Origin of the sequence: Pedobacter heparinus DSM 2366 (assembly GCF_000023825.1) — a bacterium.
GTDB classification, from domain to species: domain Bacteria; phylum Bacteroidota; class Bacteroidia; order Sphingobacteriales; family Sphingobacteriaceae; genus Pedobacter; species Pedobacter heparinus.
Genome location: NC_013061.1, coordinates 3825792 through 3846770, shown reverse-complemented (window position 1 = coordinate 3846770; position 20979 = coordinate 3825792). Strand labels below are relative to the sequence as shown.

The following is a 20979-nucleotide window of genomic DNA, read 5'->3' as shown; positions in this document are numbered from 1 at the left end:
ATCTTCCGGTTGCCCGAAAAATTAAATGAAAGTCTCGGCTGCATAATCAGCCAGTAATTTATTGAATTCTTCCGGGCGATCGGACTGTACCAGGTGGCTGGCTCCGGGAATCTTAAAAACGGTGTTCTGCCATAGTTTAAATGGTGCATCATCTAAATAATCGGGATTTATAACCTGTTCGTCTTTTCCAAAAATGACCAATGCAGGTTTGTCAACTGCATGGATCAATGCAATCTGATCGTTGTATTTTTGTTCCTGGATACTGCCGCTCAATGATGATCTGAAGGGCAACTTTACCTGATAATAATCTGTCACAAATTCTTCCACTACCGATGCATCACTGTTGCTCATCACCTGTGAAGCATATAACCTGACTTCGTTTTGCGGAGCTTGTTCTGTAAAAACTACTGCAACATTTGTATCAGGATAAACAAAACTGTCGAGCGTATATTTTTCTCCGATAAGGCAGCTTCCTGCAAGTACAATTCCCGCAGGATGGAGACCGAAGGCCAGAGATTCAGCCATTATATTCGTTCCCAGCGATAAAGCAACCAAAATGTAAGGACGATCTGCAGCTAAGACTTTAATGGCAGCAGCCACAATTGCCCCCAAACCTGGTATGCTGTAATCTGCACCCGGATCAGCTGAAGCTCCAGAATCACCATGTGCAGGTAAATCTATAGCAATTAACCTGTATCCCTGTAACCTTTCACTGCTCAACTGTGCCTTCCAGGAACGGGAAGAAACCGAGTTTCCATGGATAAAAAAGATGGTGTTTTGAGCAGTGCTGTTTTTTTCAAGATAGGCTAGTTTACAATTGGCAATCGTTATGAATTTTTGTGTCATTGGTCAGGAGAGAATAGGTTGGTTTTTGCCGGTTTAACTATCGAAGTATATATATCAATGTTAATCAAAAAAATCTTTATTCATATAAGCTTTTTTAATATTATTCATTTCAACTCCGGTTACATCTTCTGAAAAATAATCACCTGTATTTTTCCCTCACCCATACGGTGCAGCTTCAACATGTTTTTATTCAGTTCTATGATCTGATAATAATCGGGATCAGCAAAACGTAGATTGCCATTTTTATCAGTATACGCATTGCCGTAGTGAATACCTGGCCCCCTGCCTAAACCACCGTCCCCATACTGTCTGGTAAGCATGTCTCCTTCGGTAATCTGCCATTGGCCGGCAACACCTTTACCCAGTTTATTCTCATACAGTCTGTTGCAAGCCTGGTCAAATATATATTCCTGTACCCAAAATGGCCAGGTAAATTCAATCCAATCTTTACTGCAGCCGGCTGCGTGCGGGTAAAATTCCAGGGGGCCGTCAATGTCACCAATTTTATAATAAGCCCACTTCCCGGGAAGATTGTTGTAAAAATAATCGGGATCACTTTCTTTTTTGCAGTTCATAAAACAGAAAGTGATCAGAACCCATAATAGAAAGATGCAACGGCGTTTCATAATTTAAAAGCTATTGGGCAAAGGTATTTATCCATTCTAATCGCTGAAATAGTTAATTCTTGTCATTTTCCCTTACACTCATGATGTCCTCTCTTGCTTTATCTTGATATGGACTTGAAGAAACTAATATCCTAATTTTTGTTATGCTAGCTATATTTTATAATATTGCATCATTCAAAATAATCACGTGTGAAGAAAATATTATCAATAGCTATTGCATGCTTTTTTACATGGAATTACAGCCTGGCACAAACAAATGGCAACGAATCAAAAATTGGACTTGGCCTGGAAGCAGCCTTTCCGGTAGGGAATTTTAAAGACATCGCCGACTATGGAATTGGTGTTTCACTGCTTTATCAGAAACCGGTTGCCAAAAACCTGATCATTACCGGTAATGTTGGCTACATCAGGTTCCAGGGGCCGGCTGTTTTCTCCAATATTAAATATAAACAGGGTTTTGTACCTATAAAAGCTGGTGCAAGGTATTTCATCATACCGCATGTTTATGTTGCCGGCGAATTGGGGATATCCATTTCTACGGCCAATGGCTATGGTTCGGGAACCTCCTTTACCTACGCTCCAGGTCTGGGCGCAGAATTCCCGGTATCCGGGACAGGGACTATAGATATTGGGCTGCGTTACGAAAGCTGGTCCAGAAGTACCGGCACTTTGTCTTTTCCTGGTTTAAGGGCAGGTTATAATTTTTAAGGAACAGGTGCATGTACGCAGTTTTTAAACGGGAATTGTTCAGCTTGCTGAATTCGCTGATGGCTTATATTACGATTGGTATTTTTTTGCTGGTCTCGGGTTTACTGCTTTGGTTCTTTCCTGATACCTCTGTACTGGAATATGGCTATGCAGAGCTGACCGGTTTTTTTAGCCTGGCACCTTTCTTATTTATGTTCTTAATTCCTGCGGTTACCATGCGCTCCTTTGCCGAAGAAAGAAGGGAAGGTACTTATGTTTTGCTGGCTACCAGGCCCGTAACCGACTGGCAAATTGTGCTTGCCAAGTATTTTGCCTGCCTGATATTGCTGTTGTTTGCCCTTATTCCTACACTAATCTATTATTTTACAGTATCGCAATTGGCCTTGCCCAAAGGAAACATCGATGCCGGGGCAGTCATTGGTTCGTACATTGGTTTATTGCTGCTGGGGGCTGCATTTACAGGGATTGGTATTTTTGCTTCTTCCATTACCAAAAATCAGGTGATCGCTTTTGCTGTAGCTGCATTTTTGTGTTTTATAGCCTATATTGGTTTTGATGCCCTAAGCCAGTTGTTTAGCCTGAGTTATTTTGAAAATGTATTTCAGTCATTGAGTGTAAATGAACATTATCAGTCCATAAGCAGGGGGGTGCTGGATACCCGGGACCTGGTATACTTTATCAGTTTTATACTTGTGTTTTTAGGGGCGGCAAGGTTAGTGATAGGAGGGCGGAAATGGTAAAACTTAAAAAATACCAGAGCAGAGCAGTTATTTTTGTATTGCTGCTCCTGTTGCTCAACATCGTTTCGCAGTTTGTATATACCAGAATAGATTTTACCAAAGAAAAGCGCTTTACGCTGAACCCTAAAACAACATCGATCTTGAAAGATGCCAGTAAGCCCATCCTGATTACCGTTTTTCTGGACGGAGAACTTCCGGCTGCTTTTAAAAGATTGCAGCGTGCTGCAAAAGATCTGCTGACCGATTACAGGGCATACGCCGGAACAGACATCAAAATTGTATTTGCCGATCCGATTGACGGCTTATCAGCAGCGGAACAGGATACAGCCATCAACAACCTGTATCAGGTAGGTATAGAGCCTACCAATCTGAACATTAAAAATGACAATGGTTTTGCGCAGAAGGTTATTTTTCCGATGGCCATGGTCAGCAGTGGTGATAAGCGCTTTCCGGTCAGACTGCTCCAAAACCTCAATCCCAGTGGCAGTTATGAAGAAAGTATCAATCATTCCATACAGAACCTGGAATATGTATTCACTTCGGCCATTCAAAAGGTGCTGACCGGCGAACATCCCCGGATAGGTTTTACCGAAGGCAATGGCGAATTGTCCGATCCGGAGCTGCAGGATGCTATCAAAAGCCTTTCAGATAGCTATGAAGTGGGTAGGGTAAACCTTGACCTGATTGATAAAAATGGATTGGATAAACTGAATACGCTGGTTATAGCCAAACCTCAAAAAGAATTTACAGAAGTACAGAAATATAAGCTCAATTATTTTGTAATGAAGGGCGGCAGTGTGGTATGGTGTATAGATCAGGTGGGGGCCAACCTGGATAGCTTAAAAGGTGCCGGGGAGCAGCTGGCCTTTAACCGCAAGCTAAACCTGGACGATATGTTGTTTATGTATGGTGCCAGGGTAAATTATAACCTGGTTGCTGATGCCAACTGCACAGAGATCCCCCTGGCAATGGGCGGAGGACAAGGGCAGATCCAGCTGGCTCCATGGGTCTATTATCCTTTACTGATGCCTGATACGGCCAGTGCCATCGTAAAAAACATAGATGATGTAAAAGCAGAATTTGTAAGTACGGTAGATACGATATCGGTAAAAGGCATCAGCAAAAAGATCATTCTGCATACCTCGCCATTTAATAAAGTTTTTAATGCACCCAAATTGCTGTCGCTCCAGATGGTGGCCGAGCAACCCGACCCCCGTGAGTATGCAAGTTCTCCAAAAGCTGTTGCAGTACTGTTGGAAGGGAATTTTCCTTCTGTATTTTTAAACAGACCTGTACCGGCGGGGATCATTGAAAATTATGGGCTTCCTCCTGTTGGCAAAGCCAGTAAAATGATTGTGATTGGTGATGGTGATGTTTTTAAGAACCAGGTAAGCAGCAGGGATGGCTCTGTTTTTCCATTGGGTTTTGACCGTTATACCGAAAAGAGTTACGGAAATAAAGCGTTGTTGTTAAATGTTGCCGATTATTTGTGTAATGCCGACAATCTGATCGCCCTGCGCAATAAAGAGGTTAAAATCAGGTTATTGGATAAGGGGCGTTTGCGTGCCGAAAAGCTGCAATGGCAGCTGATTAATTTAATTGGACCTTTACTATTGTTAATATCGTTCGCAATTTTTCAACATTATTACCGTAAACATAAGTATGCAAGGTAATTTTTATATTTTTGAGAACTGACTAGATCATAACTATGAGATTTATTGTATCCACATCAACGCTTTTAAAACATTTGCAAACAGTTAATGGTGCATCAAGCAGCAGTACTGTTTTGCCTATACTGGAAAATTTCCTGTTTGAGATTAAAGATGGAAATTTAACGATATCTGCTACCGATCTGCAAACCAGCATGACCACTTCTTTGCCTGTAGAATCCAAAGAAGGAGGTAAAGTTGCGGTTCCTGCAAGAATATTACTTGACACCTTAAAAACACTGCCCGATCAGCCAATTTCTTTCAATATTGACGATAGTACTTTCTCTATCGAGATCAGCGCGGGCGACGGTAAATACAAATTGAGCGGAGAGAACGGGGATGATTTTCCTAAAATCCCGGTTGTTGAAAATGCTTCATCTGTAAACCTGCCAGCTTCTGTTTTAACTGAGGCCATTACCAAAACAATTTTTGCTGTCAGCAGCGATGAACTTCGGCCGGCTATGACGGGTGTTTTTTGTCAGCTTTCTGATCAGCACATCACTTTTGTAGCTACAGACGCACACAAGTTGGTAAGATACAGGCGTATGGACAGTAAAGCAGATAAAAGTTCTTCTTTTATTTTGCCTAAAAAAGCCCTAACCCTGCTAAAGGCGGCTTTGCCTTCTACTGACATCAACGTATCTGTAGATTACAATGCAACCAGCGCTTTCTTTAAATTTGAGAACATTAATCTGGTTTGCCGTTTGATTGACGAGCGCTATCCTGATTATGAGGCGGTTATTCCTGCCAACAATCCAAATAAACTGGTTATAGACAGGGCTTTGTTCCTGAATACCCTACGCAGGGTGGTTATTTTTGCAAACAAAACCACGCATCAGGTGAGGTTAAAGATCAATGGCAGCGAATTAAATATCTCTTCTGAAGACCTTGATTTTGCCAATGAAGCACATGAGCGTTTGAGTTGCCAGTATGAGGGTGAAGATCTGGAAATTGGCTTTAATGCTAAGTTTTTAATAGAGATGCTGAGCAATTTAAGCGGCGAAGAGGTGACATTAGAGCTATCTACACCAAACCGGGCCGGCTTGCTGATCCCTCAGACCAATGATGAGAACGAGGACGTCCTGATGCTGGTGATGCCGGTTATGTTAAACAATTACAATTAATTTATAAACAAAATAACGATAAATGGCTTGGTTTTTGACCGAGCCATTTTGTTTTTGATCGATTTAAAAAAAATAAAGATATGAAGAGAAAATTTTTATTATCATCGAAGGCCTGGGTAGCCTTTGTGATTGCTGGTGCCGGTTTAATGATTTCAATAGCTTCCTGTAAAAAAAGTGACCCTACACCAGAACCGGTTGGGGAAGCGAGGGTGAGGTATGTAAACGCTGTAGAAGGATCCGCATCGCAGGATTTGTATGTAAATAATGCTAAAAAAACAACAACTGCCGTAAGTTACGGGAACAACTCCGATTACCTTGTTTTTACTTCTGGTACAAATACGTTTGCATCTGCTGATGCCGGTGCTACCACGGCGAACGCCAGTGCACAGGGAGGCGTACAGATCGGAACTTACCTGACCGCCCTTTATTATAAAACAGCTGATGGAACGATTGCTTTAGGTGTGTTTGCAGATGATTTAACTACTGTTTCAGGAAAAGCTAAAGTAAGGTTTGTCAACATCAATGGCTTTTTAGCAAATAATATTGCAGTAGCTGTTACAGGCGGGGCAAATCTGATCCCATCTGTAGGCTATGCGAGTCTTTCGAATTATATACAGGTTGATCCAGGTACTAAATTTACCCTATCAGCTGCTGGTGTAGTAACCGCGCCTGTTGTTGATGGTGCGCTTCAGGCCGGTAAAAATTATACCATCTGGGTTGACGGAAGTTCTGCTACTGAACTGAGAGGACATGTTATCCTGCAAAACTAATTTTACAAATCTGTTATAAGTAATTATGACAATTCTATTCTTAAAAATATCATGGTTATTGCCATGATATTTTTATTTTTGGGCTTAATTTACGAGAATGGAGTTTTTTAGCTTTTTAGTTGACTTCCTGCTGCACATTGACAAGCACCTGGAAGAGATCATCAGAGATTACCAGAACTGGACATACGCCATTCTTTTTCTCATCATTTTTGCCGAAACCGGTTTCGTTGTTACACCATTTTTACCAGGTGATTCCCTGCTGTTTGCGATGGGGGCACTCATTGCCGGAGAAAATACCGGATTGAGTATATGGGTAATGATGTTATTGCTGATTGTGGCTGCCATTCTGGGTAATTCCTTAAATTATAAACTCGGCAGCTTTTTTGGCGTTAAAGTATTTAAAGAGAACAATAAGATCCTTAAACTCGAATACTACAAGCAGTCGCACGAGTTTTTTGAAAAACATGGTGGCAAGGCCATTATATTCAGTCGTTTTTTACCAATTTTCAGAACCATAGCCCCTTTTGTTGCGGGAATTGCAAAAATGCCTTTTGGCAGGTTTACCTTGTTTAATGTAATCGGTGGAGTAGCCTGGATTTCCAGTTTGCTTATGGCCGGCTATTTATTGGGGCAGATACCTGTGGTTAAAAAGAATTTTGATATCGTAATTGTGGTCATTGCAGTAGTCACTTTCTTTCCGGCTATATTTGCTGCCCTAAAATCAAAGTTTAAGAAAAAGGCTTTACCGCTTGCTGAAAATACTGTAAAAGAAGAAGAGCAGGTCTATTGATCCAGACTTTACAGTAATGGCTGTCCGGCATCAACCCATGCCGAATACCAGTAGGAACCTATACTATGTATAGCTGCGCGCATTTGTCGTTCTACCATGTGGTTCATCCCATCATGAAATGCTTTTGAATAGGCCAGGGAGTACTGTCTGCCAACCTGGTTGTTCCTTTCCGAAAAGCTGTATTTCCGGTGTGCCGGAAAACGGGCATTGAGCCTGGCTTCGAAGGTAAGTACGGTATCTACCATTTTATGCGTATGGGTAATGATTTTCCAGGCCTCTTTTAAAGGGTTTTCGATGTATATTGCCTGTCCAACCACATAATTATATTTTTTTGCAAACAGTTCAGGTAAACGGCTTTCCCAGAAGGCATGTATGCCCAACTGATTACTGAGTTGGCCATTGTGGTTTTGCGTGGTGTGTAAAGGTACATGTGCATCGGCCAGGTAATGCCCTAAATAGGCAGAATAAATAAGTATTTTAAGCGAGTCGCGGTCTCTAAGGGCATGTACCAGTTTATAGTAACTTTTCTGGATTTGCCAGGGTAAAATGCCATTCTGGTTTAGCCGGACCAGCCCATATCTTTTAACAGCTTCCTCCCATTTTCTTGGAATACTGTCTATATGTGCTTCATACAATTCTACATCGAGGTAATGCCTTGCGGCCTCTGCAGTATCTGCATATCGCCTTTTATCAGGGTCAACGGCATGGTCGCTCAGGTAGCTGATGTTGGCCTTATAAAAACGGTTTAAGCCTGCCGGAAGTGTAAAAACCGCCAGCCTGTTGATGCGGATATGCGCATAAAAGCCCCAGGAACTACATAGTATAAAAAGCACCAGCAGGCCCGCAATAAGAAATGTCCTTTTCATTATTGTAAACCTATATACAATAGTTTATTCGCTGGTTATTTATTCGATACTTTTTCCTTTCATGGCCGAAGAAACGGCAGCATCCATTACCCGTTCGGCAAAAGGACGTGTAAATTCGTTCAGTTCATCTGCTTTTTTAAGGATATCATCTTTTTCGGCCTTACCCAGGGCAGCCTGCAAAGCACTGATATATGTTTTTGTTGTGGAAATTTCTTCAGCTGTAAGGTGTACGGCATGTTTTTCGATAAAACGTTCGGCAGTATATACCAGTTGTTCCCCTTCGCTGCGGGCTTCGATGAGCATACGTTGTTCTACATCACTTTTGGCATGGGTAATGCTGTCTACCAGCATTTTTTCTACGGCATCATCTGTTAGTCCGTAACTCGGTTTAATGTCTATTTCCTGCTTTACGCCCGAGCGGAGTTCTATAGCCTGTACCGTAAGTATGCCATCTGCATTGAGCAGGAAATTGATATCTACCTTTGGCAAACCTGCCGGCATGGCGGGGATACCTTTCAGGTCAAATTCGGCTAATTTCCTGTTTTCCTGTACCAGATCACGTTCACCCTGGAAAACAGAGATTTTCATGTTTACCTGTCCGTCGACCGATGTGGTATACTGACGGCCGGCCTTGGTAGGTATTTTGGCATTTCTGGGGATGATGACGTCCATTAGGCCGCCCATCGTTTCTATGCCCAGAGACAGCGGGGTAACGTCCAGTAAGAGGATGTCGGAACGGTTTCCGGCCAGGATATCAGCCTGTATGGCTGCGCCAAGTGCAACTACCTCATCGGGGTTGATCTGGTCCTGTGGCTGCCTGTTAAAGAAAGCTGCTACCTGTTTTTTTACATAGGGTGTACGGGTAGAGCCCCCAACCAATACCACTTCATCAATTTCTGCTATAGTGAGTTTGGCATCGCTCAGTGCCTGTTTACAGGAATTGATGGTTTCGGCAACCTTAGGAGCAATAAGCTGTTCAAATGTTTGCCTGTCAATACTGCACCAGATTTCTTCCGTGTTCAGTTCGGCAGGCTGGCTTTTGGCGAGCTTTTCATTATACAGGTTTTGTGTGGTCAAAGCTTTTTTCGCTTCTTCGGCTTTCAACCTTAAGCCCTGCATCAAAGCAGCATTTGTTGCCAGTTCTTCTGTATTCAGTTTATTTTTTTCTATCCAGTAATGTACAATGGCACGATCAAAATCGTCGCCACCCAAGAAGGTATTTCCGTTGGTAGACAATACTTCAAAAATCCCGTTTTGTATAGAGAGTATAGAGACATCAAAAGTTCCGCCACCCAAATCATATACGGCAATTGTTTTTTGCTGGCCGGGGTCGAGGCCCAGGCCATAAGCCAGACTGGCAGCGGTGGGTTCATTCACAATTCTCAGAACATCAAGGCCTGCCAAACGGCCGGCGTCGCGGGTGGCCTGGCGCTGACTGTCGTTAAAATAAGCGGGTACCGTAATTACAGCCCTGTTTACCGGAGTTTTTAAGGCATGTTCTGCGCGGGCTTTCAGTTCCTTTAAAATCTCGGCCGATAATTCTATTGGCGTATAAAAGCGGTCGGCCGCTTTGATTTTCACCAGCGAGTCGTTCTCGTCATCAATAATTTTATAGGAAAAGGTATCCTTATGGCTGGCTACATCTTTATAAGAGCGGCCCAGTAAACGTTTTACGGAGAATATAGTATTTTCCGGATCGGTAGTCAGGAATGCTTTGGCCTCATTACCTACAAGTGCGTCGCCCTGCTGGTTAAAATGTACCACAGAAGGAACCAGGAGGCCCTTCCCGGTATCATTGATGACCACAGGGTTTTTATCCGGATTGATAAAAGCTACCAGGCTATTGGTGGTGCCCAGATCGATGCCAACAATAATTTCTTCTTTTTGCAGTGAGCCTGTTGCCAGGTTAATGGATATCTTTGCCATAGTGGGGCAAATTTAACAATTGTTTTGGGGCTTTTTTGTTGGATTGTTGCAATGTTTTAGAGTTGCTGCATTTTATGAAGCTCTCTTTTATGCAGGTTGTACAGCCATAAAACAATATCCTGGTAACTATCAGTACCTTTTGGCTGGTTGTTGAGTTTCAGAAAACGGTCGAAAGCCAGTCCAAAATACATGTACATATCGCTGTTATATTTCTGCCAGAAATCCCTGTCGTTCTGAATGTCTTTTAAGGTTAGCGGATTAATCGTCTTATACAGGGCTTCATAATCTTCTGCTGATTTGATCCTGATCTCGAAGAGGATACTTTTGAGCATGTTATAGGCTGCAGAATAACGGAAATCCGGATTTTCACTGTTGATGGCAACCAGATACCCTACCAGGTTGGCCTCATCTTCGCGGGCTACACCCAGCTGGTGGGCAATTTCATGGCAACTTACAAAAGGAAGTGAGGTTTCGGGCAGGCGCATGTTGATGTTGGCTTCGCCAGAAAGCGGGTTGTAATAGCCCTCTATGCCTATTTTAGTCACCACCCAACTGTTCAATACCGGTTTTACCGCCGGAGAGCGGTAGTTGAAAAAAGCATTTTTCCGGCGCATTTTATCATAAGCCTGTTTGGCTTCAGCTTCCAGTTGAGCAGTGGTATAAGCGGCCCTTTTGAGGTGTTGAAGGTTATTTAACCGCGCAATAAAGTATTTACCCAGTAATACCAGCTCTTCGGTGTTGTATTTTTCGTTGCTTATGCCCAGCTGCCTTGCTATAGGGATGCGTGAATAATTTAGGCCCCATAAGCCTTTAAAAAGCAGGTATAATACAAGTGTAAAGTTAAGTACCTGTAAAGGGACATGCAACCTGTCGCTTTGCTGTAAACGTTTCTGTATTATTTTTTTATAAAAACGGTATAAGGAACGGGCTGTATACAAGATGAGCAGCAGGTACAAAAAATCGCCGAGGGCGAATGGGAATATCCCGCTTATAAATCGCTGTATGACTGAGGTCAGGCTGTAAAATCCTTCTGAATACAGGGGTTCTACCAGCCGGGGGAAAAACCCAAAAACATACACCATTGCCGATAGGGCAAAGAGCAGTATAAACTTTTTAAGTGTGTGTTTATGGGCCTTATTCATCAGCGGTTAAAGGCCAGTCGTTTGCCGGTTTCCTGGGTAGTGAATTTCCCTTTCTGATAAGCAAGGTTGCCGGATACAAAGGTATGGGTAACTTCGGCTCTGAAGGTTTGCCCTTCAAAAGGCGACCAGCCACATTTGTACAGCACGTTCATTTTGGTTACGGTAAAAGGATCGTTCAGGTTTACCAGTACCAGGTCGGCCCAGTAGCCTTCCCTGATAAAGCCCCTTTTATCGATATTGAAACATACTGCCACATTGTGTGCTGTTTTTTCGGCAATCTGTACCAGCGATATTTTACCCTGGTGATACATTTCGAACAGTGCGGGCAGTGCATGCTGAACCAGTGGGCCACCAGAGGGCGCCTGTAAATAAGGCTGTTCCTTTTCTTCAATGGTATGTGGGGCATGATCAGTAGCAATGATATCGATATGGCCGTCCAGTACCCCTTTCAGGATACCTGCTTTATCTGCAGCGCTTTTAACAGCGGGGTTCCATTTGATCCAGTTTCCTTTAACCGCATAATCATGATCGTCGAACCATAAATGATGTACACAGGCTTCAGCGGTTATTTTTTTATCTGCAAGTGGTGTTTTATTGTCAAATAGTGCAACTTCCCTTGCCGTAGAAATGTGCAGGATATGGAGACGTGTATGGTACTTTTTGGCCAGTTCTACAGCCATTGAAGAGGATTTATAACAGGCTTCGGCACTCCGGATCAGCGGGTGCATAGCTATGGTGATATTTTCTCCGTATTTTTCTTTATAAACGGCAAGGTTATGCCGGATAGTCTGCTCATCTTCGCAATGCGTAGCCACCAGCATGGGCGCTTCTTTGAAGATGTTTTCCAGTACCTTTTCATTGTCTACCAGCATATTGCCTGTAGAAGAACCCATAAATACCTTAATGCCGCAAACGTTTTTAGGGTCTGTTTTTAATACTTCGTCCAGATTGTCGTTAGATGCACCCATGAAAAAGGAGTAATTGGCCAGCGACATTTCTGAGGCAATGGCATATTTATCGGCCAGCAGTTTCTGTGTAAGTGTATTGGGTACTGTATTTGGCATTTCCATGAAAGAAGTAATCCCGCCGGCAACAGCGGCCATGCTTTCCGAAAAAATATCTGCTTTATGGGTTAGGCCCGGCTCACGAAAATGCACCTGGTCGTCTATCATTCCCGGAAAAAGGTGCAGGCCTTCAGCATTGATCTCCTGATGGGCCGCAATATCAATGTTTGGGGCTATTTTTTCAATAAAGCCGTTTTTAAGTAGTACATCGGCTACAACAATCTGGCCTTCGTTTACTACAGAGGCTCCTTTTATAAGAATGGTGTTCATGCGCTCAAAATTAGAAAAAACTTATCCAAAAATCTTCTTTGGCATAAATTAATAAACCCTGCGGGGCGGCAGCACTAAATAAATTTTGTCTATTTTTGCAAAATGGCCAAGAAATTCGAGGACTTTAACCTTAACCGACAGATCTTAAATGCTGTAGCTGATGCCGGGTTTACCGAGGCTACACCCATACAGGAAAAAGCAATTGCACCCGTATTGTCCGGACAGGATATTTTTGGCATTGCCCAAACCGGTACCGGTAAAACAGCCGCTTATGTATTGCCCATTTTGATGCAGCTGAAATATGCACAGGGCGATGCCGCACGTGCGCTGATCCTGGCCCCGACAAGGGAGCTGGCCATGCAGATTGCGGAGCATGTGAAAATGTTTGCTGCTTATACCGATCTGCGTTCGGTAGTGATATTTGGCGGTATAGGCCCTAAAACACAAATCGAGCAGATCAAAGCTGGCGTAGATATTATCATTGCTACGCCGGGCAGGTTCCTGGATATTTATCTGGCGGGGCACATCAACACACAGTATTTAAAATTCCTGGTATTGGACGAGGCCGATAAAATGATGGATATGGGCTTTATTGGTTCCATACACCGCATTTTGGAAGTGGTGCCCCGTAAAAGGCAAAACCTGCTTTTCTCGGCTACCATGAGTAACCTGGTGCAGAAGATAGCGGGCGATTTTTTAAAGAACCCCACCATTATAGAGGTAGCAGAACAAGCCACCCCGGCAGCAACTGTTACCCAAACATTGTATGAGGTACCCAACTTTAAGACCAAAATCAACCTGTTGCAGCACCTGATGAAAAATGATGAGGAATTTAAGCGCCTGATCATTTTTTGCAAGACCAAAACTGTGGCCGATAATATTTATAGTTTTATTACACGCCGTTTTGGGGAGGATGCGGTAAGGGTAATTCATGCCAATAAGGGACAGAACACGCGCATCAACTCTATCAATAATTTTAAGGAAGGCAATATCAGGGTATTGGTGGCAACGGATGTAGCTTCGAGGGGGATTGATGTTTCGGAGGTTAGCCACGTGATCAACTTTGACGTACCGATCATCATTGAAGATTATGTACACCGCATTGGCCGTACGGGCAGGGCGTATGCTAAAGGCGATGCCCTTACTTTTTGCAGTCCGGCCGAGAAATATTACATTCAGAAAATAGAAAAACTGATCAGACAACAGATTCCTGTTGTACCTTTGCCCCCTGAAGTTTTTGTGGAAGAAACACCTTATGATGAAAAGCAGGCCATTGCCCGTGCAATTGACGACCAGAAACGTAAGGATGATCCGGATTTTAAAGGTGCGTTTCACGAGAAAAAACATGCTGCCGCTATAGCTGCAGCTGCAAGAGAAAAAAACAGGGACAAAACACCTGCATGGAAGAAAAAGAAGTTCAAAAAGAAAAGAATGTAAAGCTGAGGCTGACACCGTTAAATATTGTTTCGGCAGTTTTTCTGGTGATTGCAGTGTGGTTGCTGCTGGAGGAAAAGAAACCTAGGGGTACGGCCATGTATATTGATATTTCGGGCATACTTGTGGGCTTTAGTTTTTTGATTGCCATTATCTGTTTCGTGTCGGATCAGATTTTCAGGAAGTTTGTGCCGGAGCTTAAAAAAATATGGATATTGGAGTGTTTTTTTGTAGTCATTACCGTTCTTTTGATTGTCGTTATTAAAATCAGTATATATTAAAACAGATGAAACAAGCAGAAATAAAAATTACAGTTCAGTTAGACGATAACAATGTACCCGATAATATCCTTTGGGAATCTACAGATGCCGAGACACAGGAGCAGGTGCCTGTAAAATCTATGATGCTGGCGCTGTGGGACCATAACTATAAAAATTCTATGCGGATTGACTTGTGGACCAAAGATATGCCTGTTGATGAAATGAAGAGGTTTTTTTATGAGACCCTGCAAACTATGGGCGACAGTTTTTTAAGGGCTACAGGTGAAAATCTGATTGTGGAAGACCTGCGTGATTATTGTGCGCATTTTGCGGATAAAATGGGGATCAATACCAAGGGCTAGTGATGAGGACACAGGGAATTATAGGGGCGGCGATCATGGCTATTGGTGGAATGTGCCCGCTGGTACGCGTTCCGATTTTGGGCAACTGGAATTATTTTGACCTTGACCAAACACTGGCGATTACTTTTTATGTTATGGTGCTTATGGGTTTGATCGGTGCATTTACCACTAAGGCTGGTCTGGTTAAATTTGCCGGCTGGGCCGGAATTCTATTGGTAGCTATAACCCTTGCCGGAGTGTATTTTAAAGCACACGATTCTTTCGGGTTTTTACATTTTAAAAAGGCAGTGAACTTTGCTGCTGGTCTGGTTAAATATAAATGGGGCTGGTTTGTAATTCTTGCCGGGACATTTATCCTGATCACGGTGAGAAAACCGAAGGCGGTAATTATAGCGCAGGGCGATATGATCGCTTAATTAAAAGATCAGTTCAGGTCGCCCAGCGATTTGTGTTTCCTTTTGCGTTTATACTGGCTCTGCTTCAGGTTTTCATCGCCACTGATGATGCTGATGTTGCCATCTGCTTCCATAATGGCAAGTTTTACATCTTTGTATTTCTCTACGCCATGCTCGCGGATGGCCTCACGTAATTCTTCATTTGTAATTCCCAGTTTACTGAGCATTGCAAAATCCAGGTTGCCATTATGGATCAGGATTTCAGGTTTTTCTGTAAGCAGATTTCTGAACCACCTGCTTTTGAACATTACCTTTTTTAGGATAAAGTTTAGTGTAAACAACACGGCGGCTGCTACCAGTCCGCCTGCCAGACTGGTATTGTTGCCTACCATAGCATTCTGGACTGCATTACTGATGAGTAAAATCAATACTACATCTGTGGTGTTCAGCTGTGAAAGCTCTTTCTTTCCGGTTAAGCGGATGGCAAGAAGCATGAAAACATATACTGCCAGGCTCCGTACGATAATGTCTAAATATTCTGCCATAATCATACAATAATAGGAATATTTAGCTGACAATAAATAAATAAAGAACAGCTAACTTCATCAAATATTATAACCTTATTTAAATGATGAAGCGAATCTTTACTTTTATACTATGTCTGTTTACCTTTGGTATTGCTACTGCTGGCTTTGCAGGTACAATTACTGTTTCTTCTTTGCCGGAATTGCAGGCGGCTATAGATAAATCGGCAGCAGGTGACGTAATCCTGCTTAAAAATGGTGTTTATACCAGTACAAACGATATTGTTGTGAGAAAAAAGGGTACAGCAGCGAAGCCCATTACCATTGCAGCAGAAAGCATTGGCGGAGCAGAAATTACGGGTGCAGGGGGGATAAAAATAGCAGGCCCATCGGCTTATATTGTCATACGTGGTTTTAAATTTACCCATTTGTCCGGCAAGGCCGAAACCGGCGAGGGTTCCAGTTTTTGCCGCTGGACCAGGAATATTTTTGAAACTACCGGAGAGGGAAATTACCTGACCGTTTTTGGCAGCGACCAGCAGATTGATCACAACACCTTTCAAAATAAAAATGCTTTAGGGAAATTTATTGGGGTGAGGGGTACAGGTAAACAGATTGCGGAGCGTTTGTGGATCCACCACAATTACTTTCATAATTTTTCGCAGCAGCGGGGCAATGGTGCCGAGGCTGTACAATTTGGTCTTAGTGGATTTAGTCTTTCTTCCAGCAACAGCATTTTTGAATATAATTTATTTGAAAACTGCGAGGGCGAGAACGAACTTTTATCCGTTAAATCGTCGGCCATAACCGTACGTTACAATACCATTCGCGATTGCAAGGCACAGCTTACCCTGCGCCATGGAAATTTTAACCAGGTATATGGCAATTATTTTAACAATACACCCGGTATCAGGATTTTTGGCGATGACCATATCATTTACAGCAATTATTTCGAAAACTGCAATTCGGCCATTAACATTGGCAACGGTGGGGCAGAGGTAGCTGATGGGGCACCTTTAACTTCCCACGACAGGCCAGACAGGGTTTTAATTGTCTTCAACACACTGATCAATAACAAAAGTAACATCACTTTAAATCCGAGAAGCCCGATAGGCCTGGGGGCAACCGCTGTTACCATTGCCAATAACCTAATACAGGGGGGCGATGAAGCAGCTGTGATCAGGGGGCCATATGTTAATTCTAAATGGGAAGGTAATGTGATTTTTAATGTTAAGGGGCCGGGCAATATCCCGGAAGGTGCTTACAGGACAATTGACCCTAAGCTGCAGCGTGATGCAACAGGTACTTACCACCTTTCTGCCGCAAGTCAGACTTTAAAGGCTACAGGTAATTATCCGGCAATTGCCTTTGATATGGATGGACAGCCTTGTAAAATGCCTTTACAGGTTGGGGCCGATCAGCCATCAACAGTGCCAGTTAAAGCAAAAATTTTAACACCAGCTATGGTTGGGCATACTGCAGACCTGAAATAGCAACCAGGATTACTAAAAAACGGAAGCAGGAATGATTATTCCTGCTTTTTTGTTTTGATTTAAATTATCTTTGCCGCTGCATGAATTTACTAAGCCAGGTAAAACATTTGATAAAAAAAGAACTGCTGCTGGAATGGCGTTCCAAATATGCATTAAACGGGGTATTGTTATATGTCGTATCTACGGTGTTTGTTTGTTTTCTTTCTTTTGTAAGCATTGACAGCAAGCTTACCTGGAATGCACTGTTCTGGATCATTATGCTTTTTGCCTCTATAAATGCGGTTTCAAAAAGCTTTTTGCAGGAAAGCCGGGGCAGACAGCTATACATTTATACCATTGCAAGCCCGATTGCACTGATCATTTCCAAAACGGTATACAATGTTTTGCTGATGTCGGTGCTGACTTTAATTGCGCTTGGATTTTATATTTTGGTATTCAATTATACACCGGAGGATCCGGGACTGTATATTCTTGCTACGCTGCTGGGCAGTTTAAGTTTCTCTACTATATTTACCATGATATCTGCAATTGCATCTAAAGCCGGAAACGGTGGGATGCTGATGGCAATTCTTAGTTTTCCTGTCATCATTCCGGTATTAATCGTGTTGGTCAGGCTCACAAAGAATGCAATTGATGGGCTGGACAGGAGTGTAAGCTGGGACGAAGTTGGAATATTGCTGCTGATCAATGCATTGGTTACTGCAGTGAGCCTGTTGCTTTTCCCTTACCTGTGGCGCGATTAAAGTAATTGGAACTTGTTTTTTGCATTTACATGTTTATGATAAAAAAGCCCCATGGCTTTATTACCTTTGTTCCGATTAAGCCTGTATAATGAACAAACTTTGGTGGAAGATATTAGGGTCAGTATTAGTTTTATATACTACCATTGCCGGACTACTTTTGGGTGTACCCCGTTTAGCCATATTAAATGAGACCATACGTAACCTGTATTTTCATGTACCTATGTGGTTTGCCATGCTTACCTTGTTTTCTATTTCTGTTTATTACAGTATAAAGTATTTATTGAGTGAAAATGAATCTGATGATCTGCGTGCTGTAGAAAGTGTAAATGTAGGCATCGTTTTTAGTATACTTGGCCTGGTTACCGGTGCTTTCTGGGCCAGATTTACCTGGGGACAGTTCTGGAGCTTTGATGTAAAGCAAAATTTTACAGCTATAGCGATACTTTTGTACTTTGCTTACCTGGTATTGAGAAATTCCATTGATGAACAGCAGAAACGCGCAAAAATTTCAGCCATATACAATATTTTTGCTTTTCCAATGATGGTAGTTCTGATTATGGTATTGCCGCGTTTGTCTGATTCATTGCATCCGGGAAACGGAGGGAACCCCGGGTTTAACAGTTACGATCTGGACAGTCGCATGCGGGTTGTTTTGTATCCTGCATTTATTGGCTGGTCAATAATCGGTTACTGGATCTATACCATCAGATTTAGGATCAGAACAATAGAAAATAAACAAAACTCATAAAATGAAGAAGCTCATATTTGCCTTAACACTATTGTTAACTTCAGTGGAATTATTTGCCCAATCCAATGAAGTGGAGATGGCTGATACTTTACGCAGCAATGGAAAGATATATGTTGTTGTTTTTTGTATCCTCATCATTCTTATTGGCTTGCTGATCTATCTGTTCTCCCTGGATAAAAGATTAAAAAAAATAGAGGAGAAATCTTCTGCTAAAAACTAATTTTAAATCGTTTAATGCCTGTTTTTGCCTGTAATCTGAGGTAGTGTTAGGCATACACTAAGTAATTATCTATTTGTATTAATCGTTTTTTTTAGTGCAATTTTGCATGTATAACTGAGAACTTATTTCAAATTCATAAAAAAACAAATAATGGCTAATACAGCAAATGAGAAAAATTTCTTTGCAGATGTCTGCAAGAATTTCGACAGTGCCGCGCAGTTTACCGCCCATCCGGAAGGTTTATTAACTCAAATTAAAGCTTGTAACAGTGTATACCGTTTCCAGTTCCCGATTCGCAGGGGAAATGGATTCGAGGTAATTGATGCCTGGAGGGTAGAACACTCACAGCACATGAACCCTACAAAAGGGGGTATCCGTTACAGTGATATGGTAAATGAGGATGAGGTGATGGCACTTGCAGCTTTGATGACGTACAAATGTGCGATTGTAAATGTACCATTTGGCGGTGCAAAGGGGGGGATCTGTATCAATCCTAAAAACTACACCATTGGTGAACTGGAAAACATTACCCGCCGTTATACGACCGAATTAATTAAAAAGAACTTTATAGGCCCTGGGATTGATGTTCCTGCACCAGATTATGGAACAGGAGAACGTGAAATGAGCTGGATTGCCGATACTTATATGACCATGAACCCTGGTCAGCTTGATGCTTTGGGTTGTGTTACCGGTAAGCCGATTGCTTTACATGGTATCCGTGGCCGTAAAGAGGCTACCGGCCGTGGTGTGGCTTATGCCATACGTGAATGTGTAAGTGTAGCCGAAGATATGGCTAAAATTGGCTTGAAAGCCGGTTTGGGCGACAAAAGAGTTATCGTACAAGGTTTGGGTAATGTAGGATACCACTCGGCCAAGTTCCTTGCCGAGTTTGGGGCTACTATAGTTGGCCTTTGTGAGTTTGAAGGGGCTATTTACAATGAAAATGGGTTTAATATTGACGAGGTATTTGCACACCGTAAATTAACCGGTTCAATTTTGGGTTTCCCTGGCGCAGTGGAATTTAAAAATTCTATGGAGGGCCTGGAGCAACCATGTGATATTTTGGTGCCTGCAGCACTGGAAAACCAGCTGACCGTAGAGAATATCAGAAACATTAAAGCAAAAATTATTGCTGAAGGGGCCAACGGGCCAACCACACCGGAGGCCGAGGAAATCTTTACAGAAATGAGAGGTATCATTATCCCTGATATGTATTGCAATGCCGGTGGTGTTACCGTTTCTTATTTTGAATGGTTGAAAAACCTTTCGCATGTAGCTTTTGGACGGATGGAAAACCGCTATGCCGAGAATTCCAACAGGAACCTGATCAACACACTGGAAAGCCTGACTGGTAAAAGTATCCCTGCCGAACACCGTTTAATGATTGTGAAAGGCGCTTCGGAACTGGAACTGGTGAATTCCGGTTTGGAAGATACCATGATCCATTCCTACCATGAGATCAGGGAAACCTTATTGAGCAAGGCTGGTGTTAAAACTTTAAGAACAGCCGCTTTTGTTGGTTCAATTGATAAGATCGCTGTATCCTATATGAACCTGGGTGTTTGGCCATAATACTTAAATAACTGATCAGATCCGCAGTACTGTAGCAAGTGCTGCGGATTTTTTTGTGCTTTTGTCAGAGAACTATCAATAAACTGTCATCAAACCGTTTTGAATATGGACAAAGGGTTTTAGGTACTTATATTTTTTATCTTTGTGGTGTTTCTATTAAAACTTTATTATATCCGTGAGCACATCATGATATCATGACTGTATCATTACCATTGAAGAAAAATATAAAGAACGATGAAAAAAAGTGCAATTATTGGTTTAATTACTATTGCGTTATGTGTAGGTTTCTTAGTGAGTCTCAGCGCAGATACCAATACCTATTCTACCTTTACAGAAGCTTCTAAAGATCCGAGAGAATTCCATGTAATGGGATACTGGGAAAAAGAAAAAGGAATGCATTATGATGCGCTTAAGGATGCCAACCGTTTTGAATTTTTCATGAAAGACCAGAATGGCAAGGTAAATAAAGTGGTATATGCCGGAACCAAACCACAGGATTTTGAACGTTCAGAAAAATTGGTATTGATTGGTAAAATGGACCAGGATACTTTTTACGCCTCCAAGATATTGATGAAGTGCCCCTCTAAGTATAACAATGACCTGGTAGAGGTCAATAAGGATGGTAAAGTAGAAAAATACAATTAATT

General features: G+C 42.3%; 23 protein-coding genes. 16 read left to right on the top strand and 7 right to left on the bottom strand.

Going from position 1 to position 20979, the window contains the following annotated elements:
• Positions 1 to 21 precede the first annotated feature (21 nt).
• Both PHEP_RS16120 and PHEP_RS16115 read right to left on the bottom strand, forming a co-directional pair.
• On the bottom strand, positions 22 to 846 hold the full coding sequence (locus tag PHEP_RS16120) for an alpha/beta fold hydrolase (RefSeq protein ID WP_015809044.1): 825 nt from the start codon (positions 844 to 846) through the stop codon (positions 22 to 24).
• A gap of 119 nt (positions 847 to 965) precedes the next feature.
• Positions 966 to 1421, bottom strand: a complete 456-nt coding sequence (locus tag PHEP_RS16115; RefSeq protein WP_015809043.1) for a hypothetical protein — start codon at positions 1419 to 1421, stop codon at positions 966 to 968.
• Between the two features lie 240 nt (positions 1422 to 1661).
• On the opposite strand from PHEP_RS16115, the gene PHEP_RS16110 reads away from it, so the two are divergent.
• The 6 genes from PHEP_RS16110 to PHEP_RS16085 all read left to right on the top strand — a co-directional run bounded on the left by PHEP_RS16110 (position 1662) and on the right by PHEP_RS16085 (position 7313).
• Complete coding sequence (locus tag PHEP_RS16110) at positions 1662 to 2180, top strand: hypothetical protein (RefSeq protein WP_015809042.1); 519 nt, start codon at positions 1662 to 1664, stop codon at positions 2178 to 2180.
• A gap of 11 nt (positions 2181 to 2191) precedes the next feature.
• On the top strand, positions 2192 to 2920 hold the full coding sequence (gldF, locus tag PHEP_RS16105) for a gliding motility-associated ABC transporter permease subunit GldF (protein ID WP_015809041.1): 729 nt from the start codon (positions 2192 to 2194) through the stop codon (positions 2918 to 2920).
• Complete coding sequence (gene gldG / locus PHEP_RS16100) at positions 2914 to 4593, top strand: gliding motility-associated ABC transporter substrate-binding protein GldG (protein ID WP_015809040.1); 1680 nt, start codon at positions 2914 to 2916, stop codon at positions 4591 to 4593. The genes gldF and gldG overlap by 7 nt, the downstream gene beginning before the upstream one ends.
• Positions 4594 to 4628: 35 nt before the next feature.
• The gene (gene dnaN, locus PHEP_RS16095; protein WP_015809039.1) at positions 4629 to 5753 is read left to right on the top strand and encodes a DNA polymerase III subunit beta; all 1125 of its coding nucleotides are present in this window, start codon (positions 4629 to 4631) and stop codon (positions 5751 to 5753) included.
• Between the two features lie 80 nt (positions 5754 to 5833).
• On the top strand, positions 5834 to 6523 hold the full coding sequence (locus PHEP_RS16090; protein WP_015809038.1) for a DUF4397 domain-containing protein: 690 nt from the start codon (positions 5834 to 5836) through the stop codon (positions 6521 to 6523).
• 97 nt (positions 6524 to 6620) lie between these two features.
• Positions 6621 to 7313 carry a DedA family protein gene (locus PHEP_RS16085; RefSeq protein ID WP_015809037.1) on the top strand — a complete coding sequence of 231 codons (693 nt, stop codon included), beginning with the start codon at positions 6621 to 6623 and terminating at the stop codon, positions 7311 to 7313.
• 8 nt (positions 7314 to 7321) lie between these two features.
• Here the strand turns inward: PHEP_RS16085 and PHEP_RS16080 are convergent, their stop codons facing one another.
• The 4 genes from PHEP_RS16080 to PHEP_RS16065 are packed head-to-tail and all read right to left on the bottom strand — an operon-like array spanning position 7322 to position 12581.
• Positions 7322 to 8179 (bottom strand): zinc dependent phospholipase C family protein, encoded by an 858-nt coding sequence (locus PHEP_RS16080; protein WP_015809036.1) that lies wholly within the window; start codon positions 8177 to 8179, stop codon positions 7322 to 7324.
• 39 nt (positions 8180 to 8218) lie between these two features.
• On the bottom strand, positions 8219 to 10105 hold the full coding sequence (gene hscA / locus PHEP_RS16075; RefSeq protein ID WP_015809035.1) for a Fe-S protein assembly chaperone HscA: 1887 nt from the start codon (positions 10103 to 10105) through the stop codon (positions 8219 to 8221).
• Positions 10106 to 10161: 56 nt separating this feature from the next.
• Positions 10162 to 11247 carry a DUF3810 domain-containing protein gene (locus tag PHEP_RS16070; RefSeq protein ID WP_015809034.1) on the bottom strand — a complete coding sequence of 362 codons (1086 nt, stop codon included), beginning with the start codon at positions 11245 to 11247 and terminating at the stop codon, positions 10162 to 10164.
• Positions 11247 to 12581 (bottom strand): dihydroorotase, encoded by a 1335-nt coding sequence (locus tag PHEP_RS16065; protein ID WP_015809033.1) that lies wholly within the window; start codon positions 12579 to 12581, stop codon positions 11247 to 11249. Before PHEP_RS16065 ends, PHEP_RS16070 begins: the two co-directional genes overlap by 1 nt.
• 102 nt (positions 12582 to 12683) lie before the next feature.
• On the opposite strand from PHEP_RS16065, the gene PHEP_RS16060 reads away from it, so the two are divergent.
• The 4 genes from PHEP_RS16060 to PHEP_RS16045 are packed head-to-tail and all read left to right on the top strand — an operon-like array spanning position 12684 to position 15053.
• Positions 12684 to 14018 carry a DEAD/DEAH box helicase gene (locus PHEP_RS16060; RefSeq protein WP_015809032.1) on the top strand — a complete coding sequence of 445 codons (1335 nt, stop codon included), beginning with the start codon at positions 12684 to 12686 and terminating at the stop codon, positions 14016 to 14018.
• Positions 13982 to 14296 carry a hypothetical protein gene (locus PHEP_RS16055; protein WP_015809031.1) on the top strand — a complete coding sequence of 105 codons (315 nt, stop codon included), beginning with the start codon at positions 13982 to 13984 and terminating at the stop codon, positions 14294 to 14296. The genes PHEP_RS16060 and PHEP_RS16055 overlap by 37 nt, the downstream gene beginning before the upstream one ends.
• Positions 14297 to 14301: 5 nt before the next feature.
• Positions 14302 to 14637, top strand: coding sequence for a gliding motility protein GldC (gene gldC, locus PHEP_RS16050; protein ID WP_015809030.1), 336 nt, complete (start codon positions 14302 to 14304; stop codon positions 14635 to 14637).
• A 2-nt stretch (positions 14638 to 14639) separates the two neighbouring features.
• The gene (locus tag PHEP_RS16045; RefSeq protein ID WP_015809029.1) at positions 14640 to 15053 is read left to right on the top strand and encodes a hypothetical protein; all 414 of its coding nucleotides are present in this window, start codon (positions 14640 to 14642) and stop codon (positions 15051 to 15053) included.
• An 8-nt stretch (positions 15054 to 15061) separates the two neighbouring features.
• Here the strand turns inward: PHEP_RS16045 and PHEP_RS16040 are convergent, their stop codons facing one another.
• Positions 15062 to 15577 carry a DUF421 domain-containing protein gene (locus tag PHEP_RS16040; RefSeq protein WP_036674726.1) on the bottom strand — a complete coding sequence of 172 codons (516 nt, stop codon included), beginning with the start codon at positions 15575 to 15577 and terminating at the stop codon, positions 15062 to 15064.
• 83 nt (positions 15578 to 15660) lie between these two features.
• Between PHEP_RS16040 and PHEP_RS16035 the strand changes: the two genes are divergently transcribed.
• The 6 genes from PHEP_RS16035 to PHEP_RS16010 all read left to right on the top strand — a co-directional run bounded on the left by PHEP_RS16035 (position 15661) and on the right by PHEP_RS16010 (position 20977).
• A complete protein-coding gene (locus tag PHEP_RS16035) occupies positions 15661 to 17049 on the top strand; it encodes a polysaccharide lyase 6 family protein (RefSeq protein WP_015809027.1) in 1389 nt (462 codons plus the stop codon).
• 80 nt (positions 17050 to 17129) lie between these two features.
• Positions 17130 to 17792 carry a heme exporter protein CcmB gene (locus PHEP_RS16030; RefSeq protein ID WP_015809026.1) on the top strand — a complete coding sequence of 221 codons (663 nt, stop codon included), beginning with the start codon at positions 17130 to 17132 and terminating at the stop codon, positions 17790 to 17792.
• Positions 17793 to 17880: 88 nt separating this feature from the next.
• The gene (gene ccsA / locus PHEP_RS16025; RefSeq protein ID WP_015809025.1) at positions 17881 to 18540 is read left to right on the top strand and encodes a cytochrome c biogenesis protein CcsA; all 660 of its coding nucleotides are present in this window, start codon (positions 17881 to 17883) and stop codon (positions 18538 to 18540) included.
• A 1-nt stretch (position 18541) separates the two neighbouring features.
• A complete protein-coding gene (locus PHEP_RS16020; RefSeq protein ID WP_015809024.1) occupies positions 18542 to 18760 on the top strand; it encodes a CcmD family protein in 219 nt (72 codons plus the stop codon).
• A gap of 150 nt (positions 18761 to 18910) precedes the next feature.
• Positions 18911 to 20332 carry a Glu/Leu/Phe/Val family dehydrogenase gene (locus PHEP_RS16015; protein WP_015809023.1) on the top strand — a complete coding sequence of 474 codons (1422 nt, stop codon included), beginning with the start codon at positions 18911 to 18913 and terminating at the stop codon, positions 20330 to 20332.
• A 234-nt stretch (positions 20333 to 20566) separates the two neighbouring features.
• On the top strand, positions 20567 to 20977 hold the full coding sequence (locus PHEP_RS16010) for a cytochrome c maturation protein CcmE domain-containing protein (protein ID WP_015809022.1): 411 nt from the start codon (positions 20567 to 20569) through the stop codon (positions 20975 to 20977).
• The last annotated feature ends 2 nt before the right edge of the window (positions 20978 to 20979 follow it).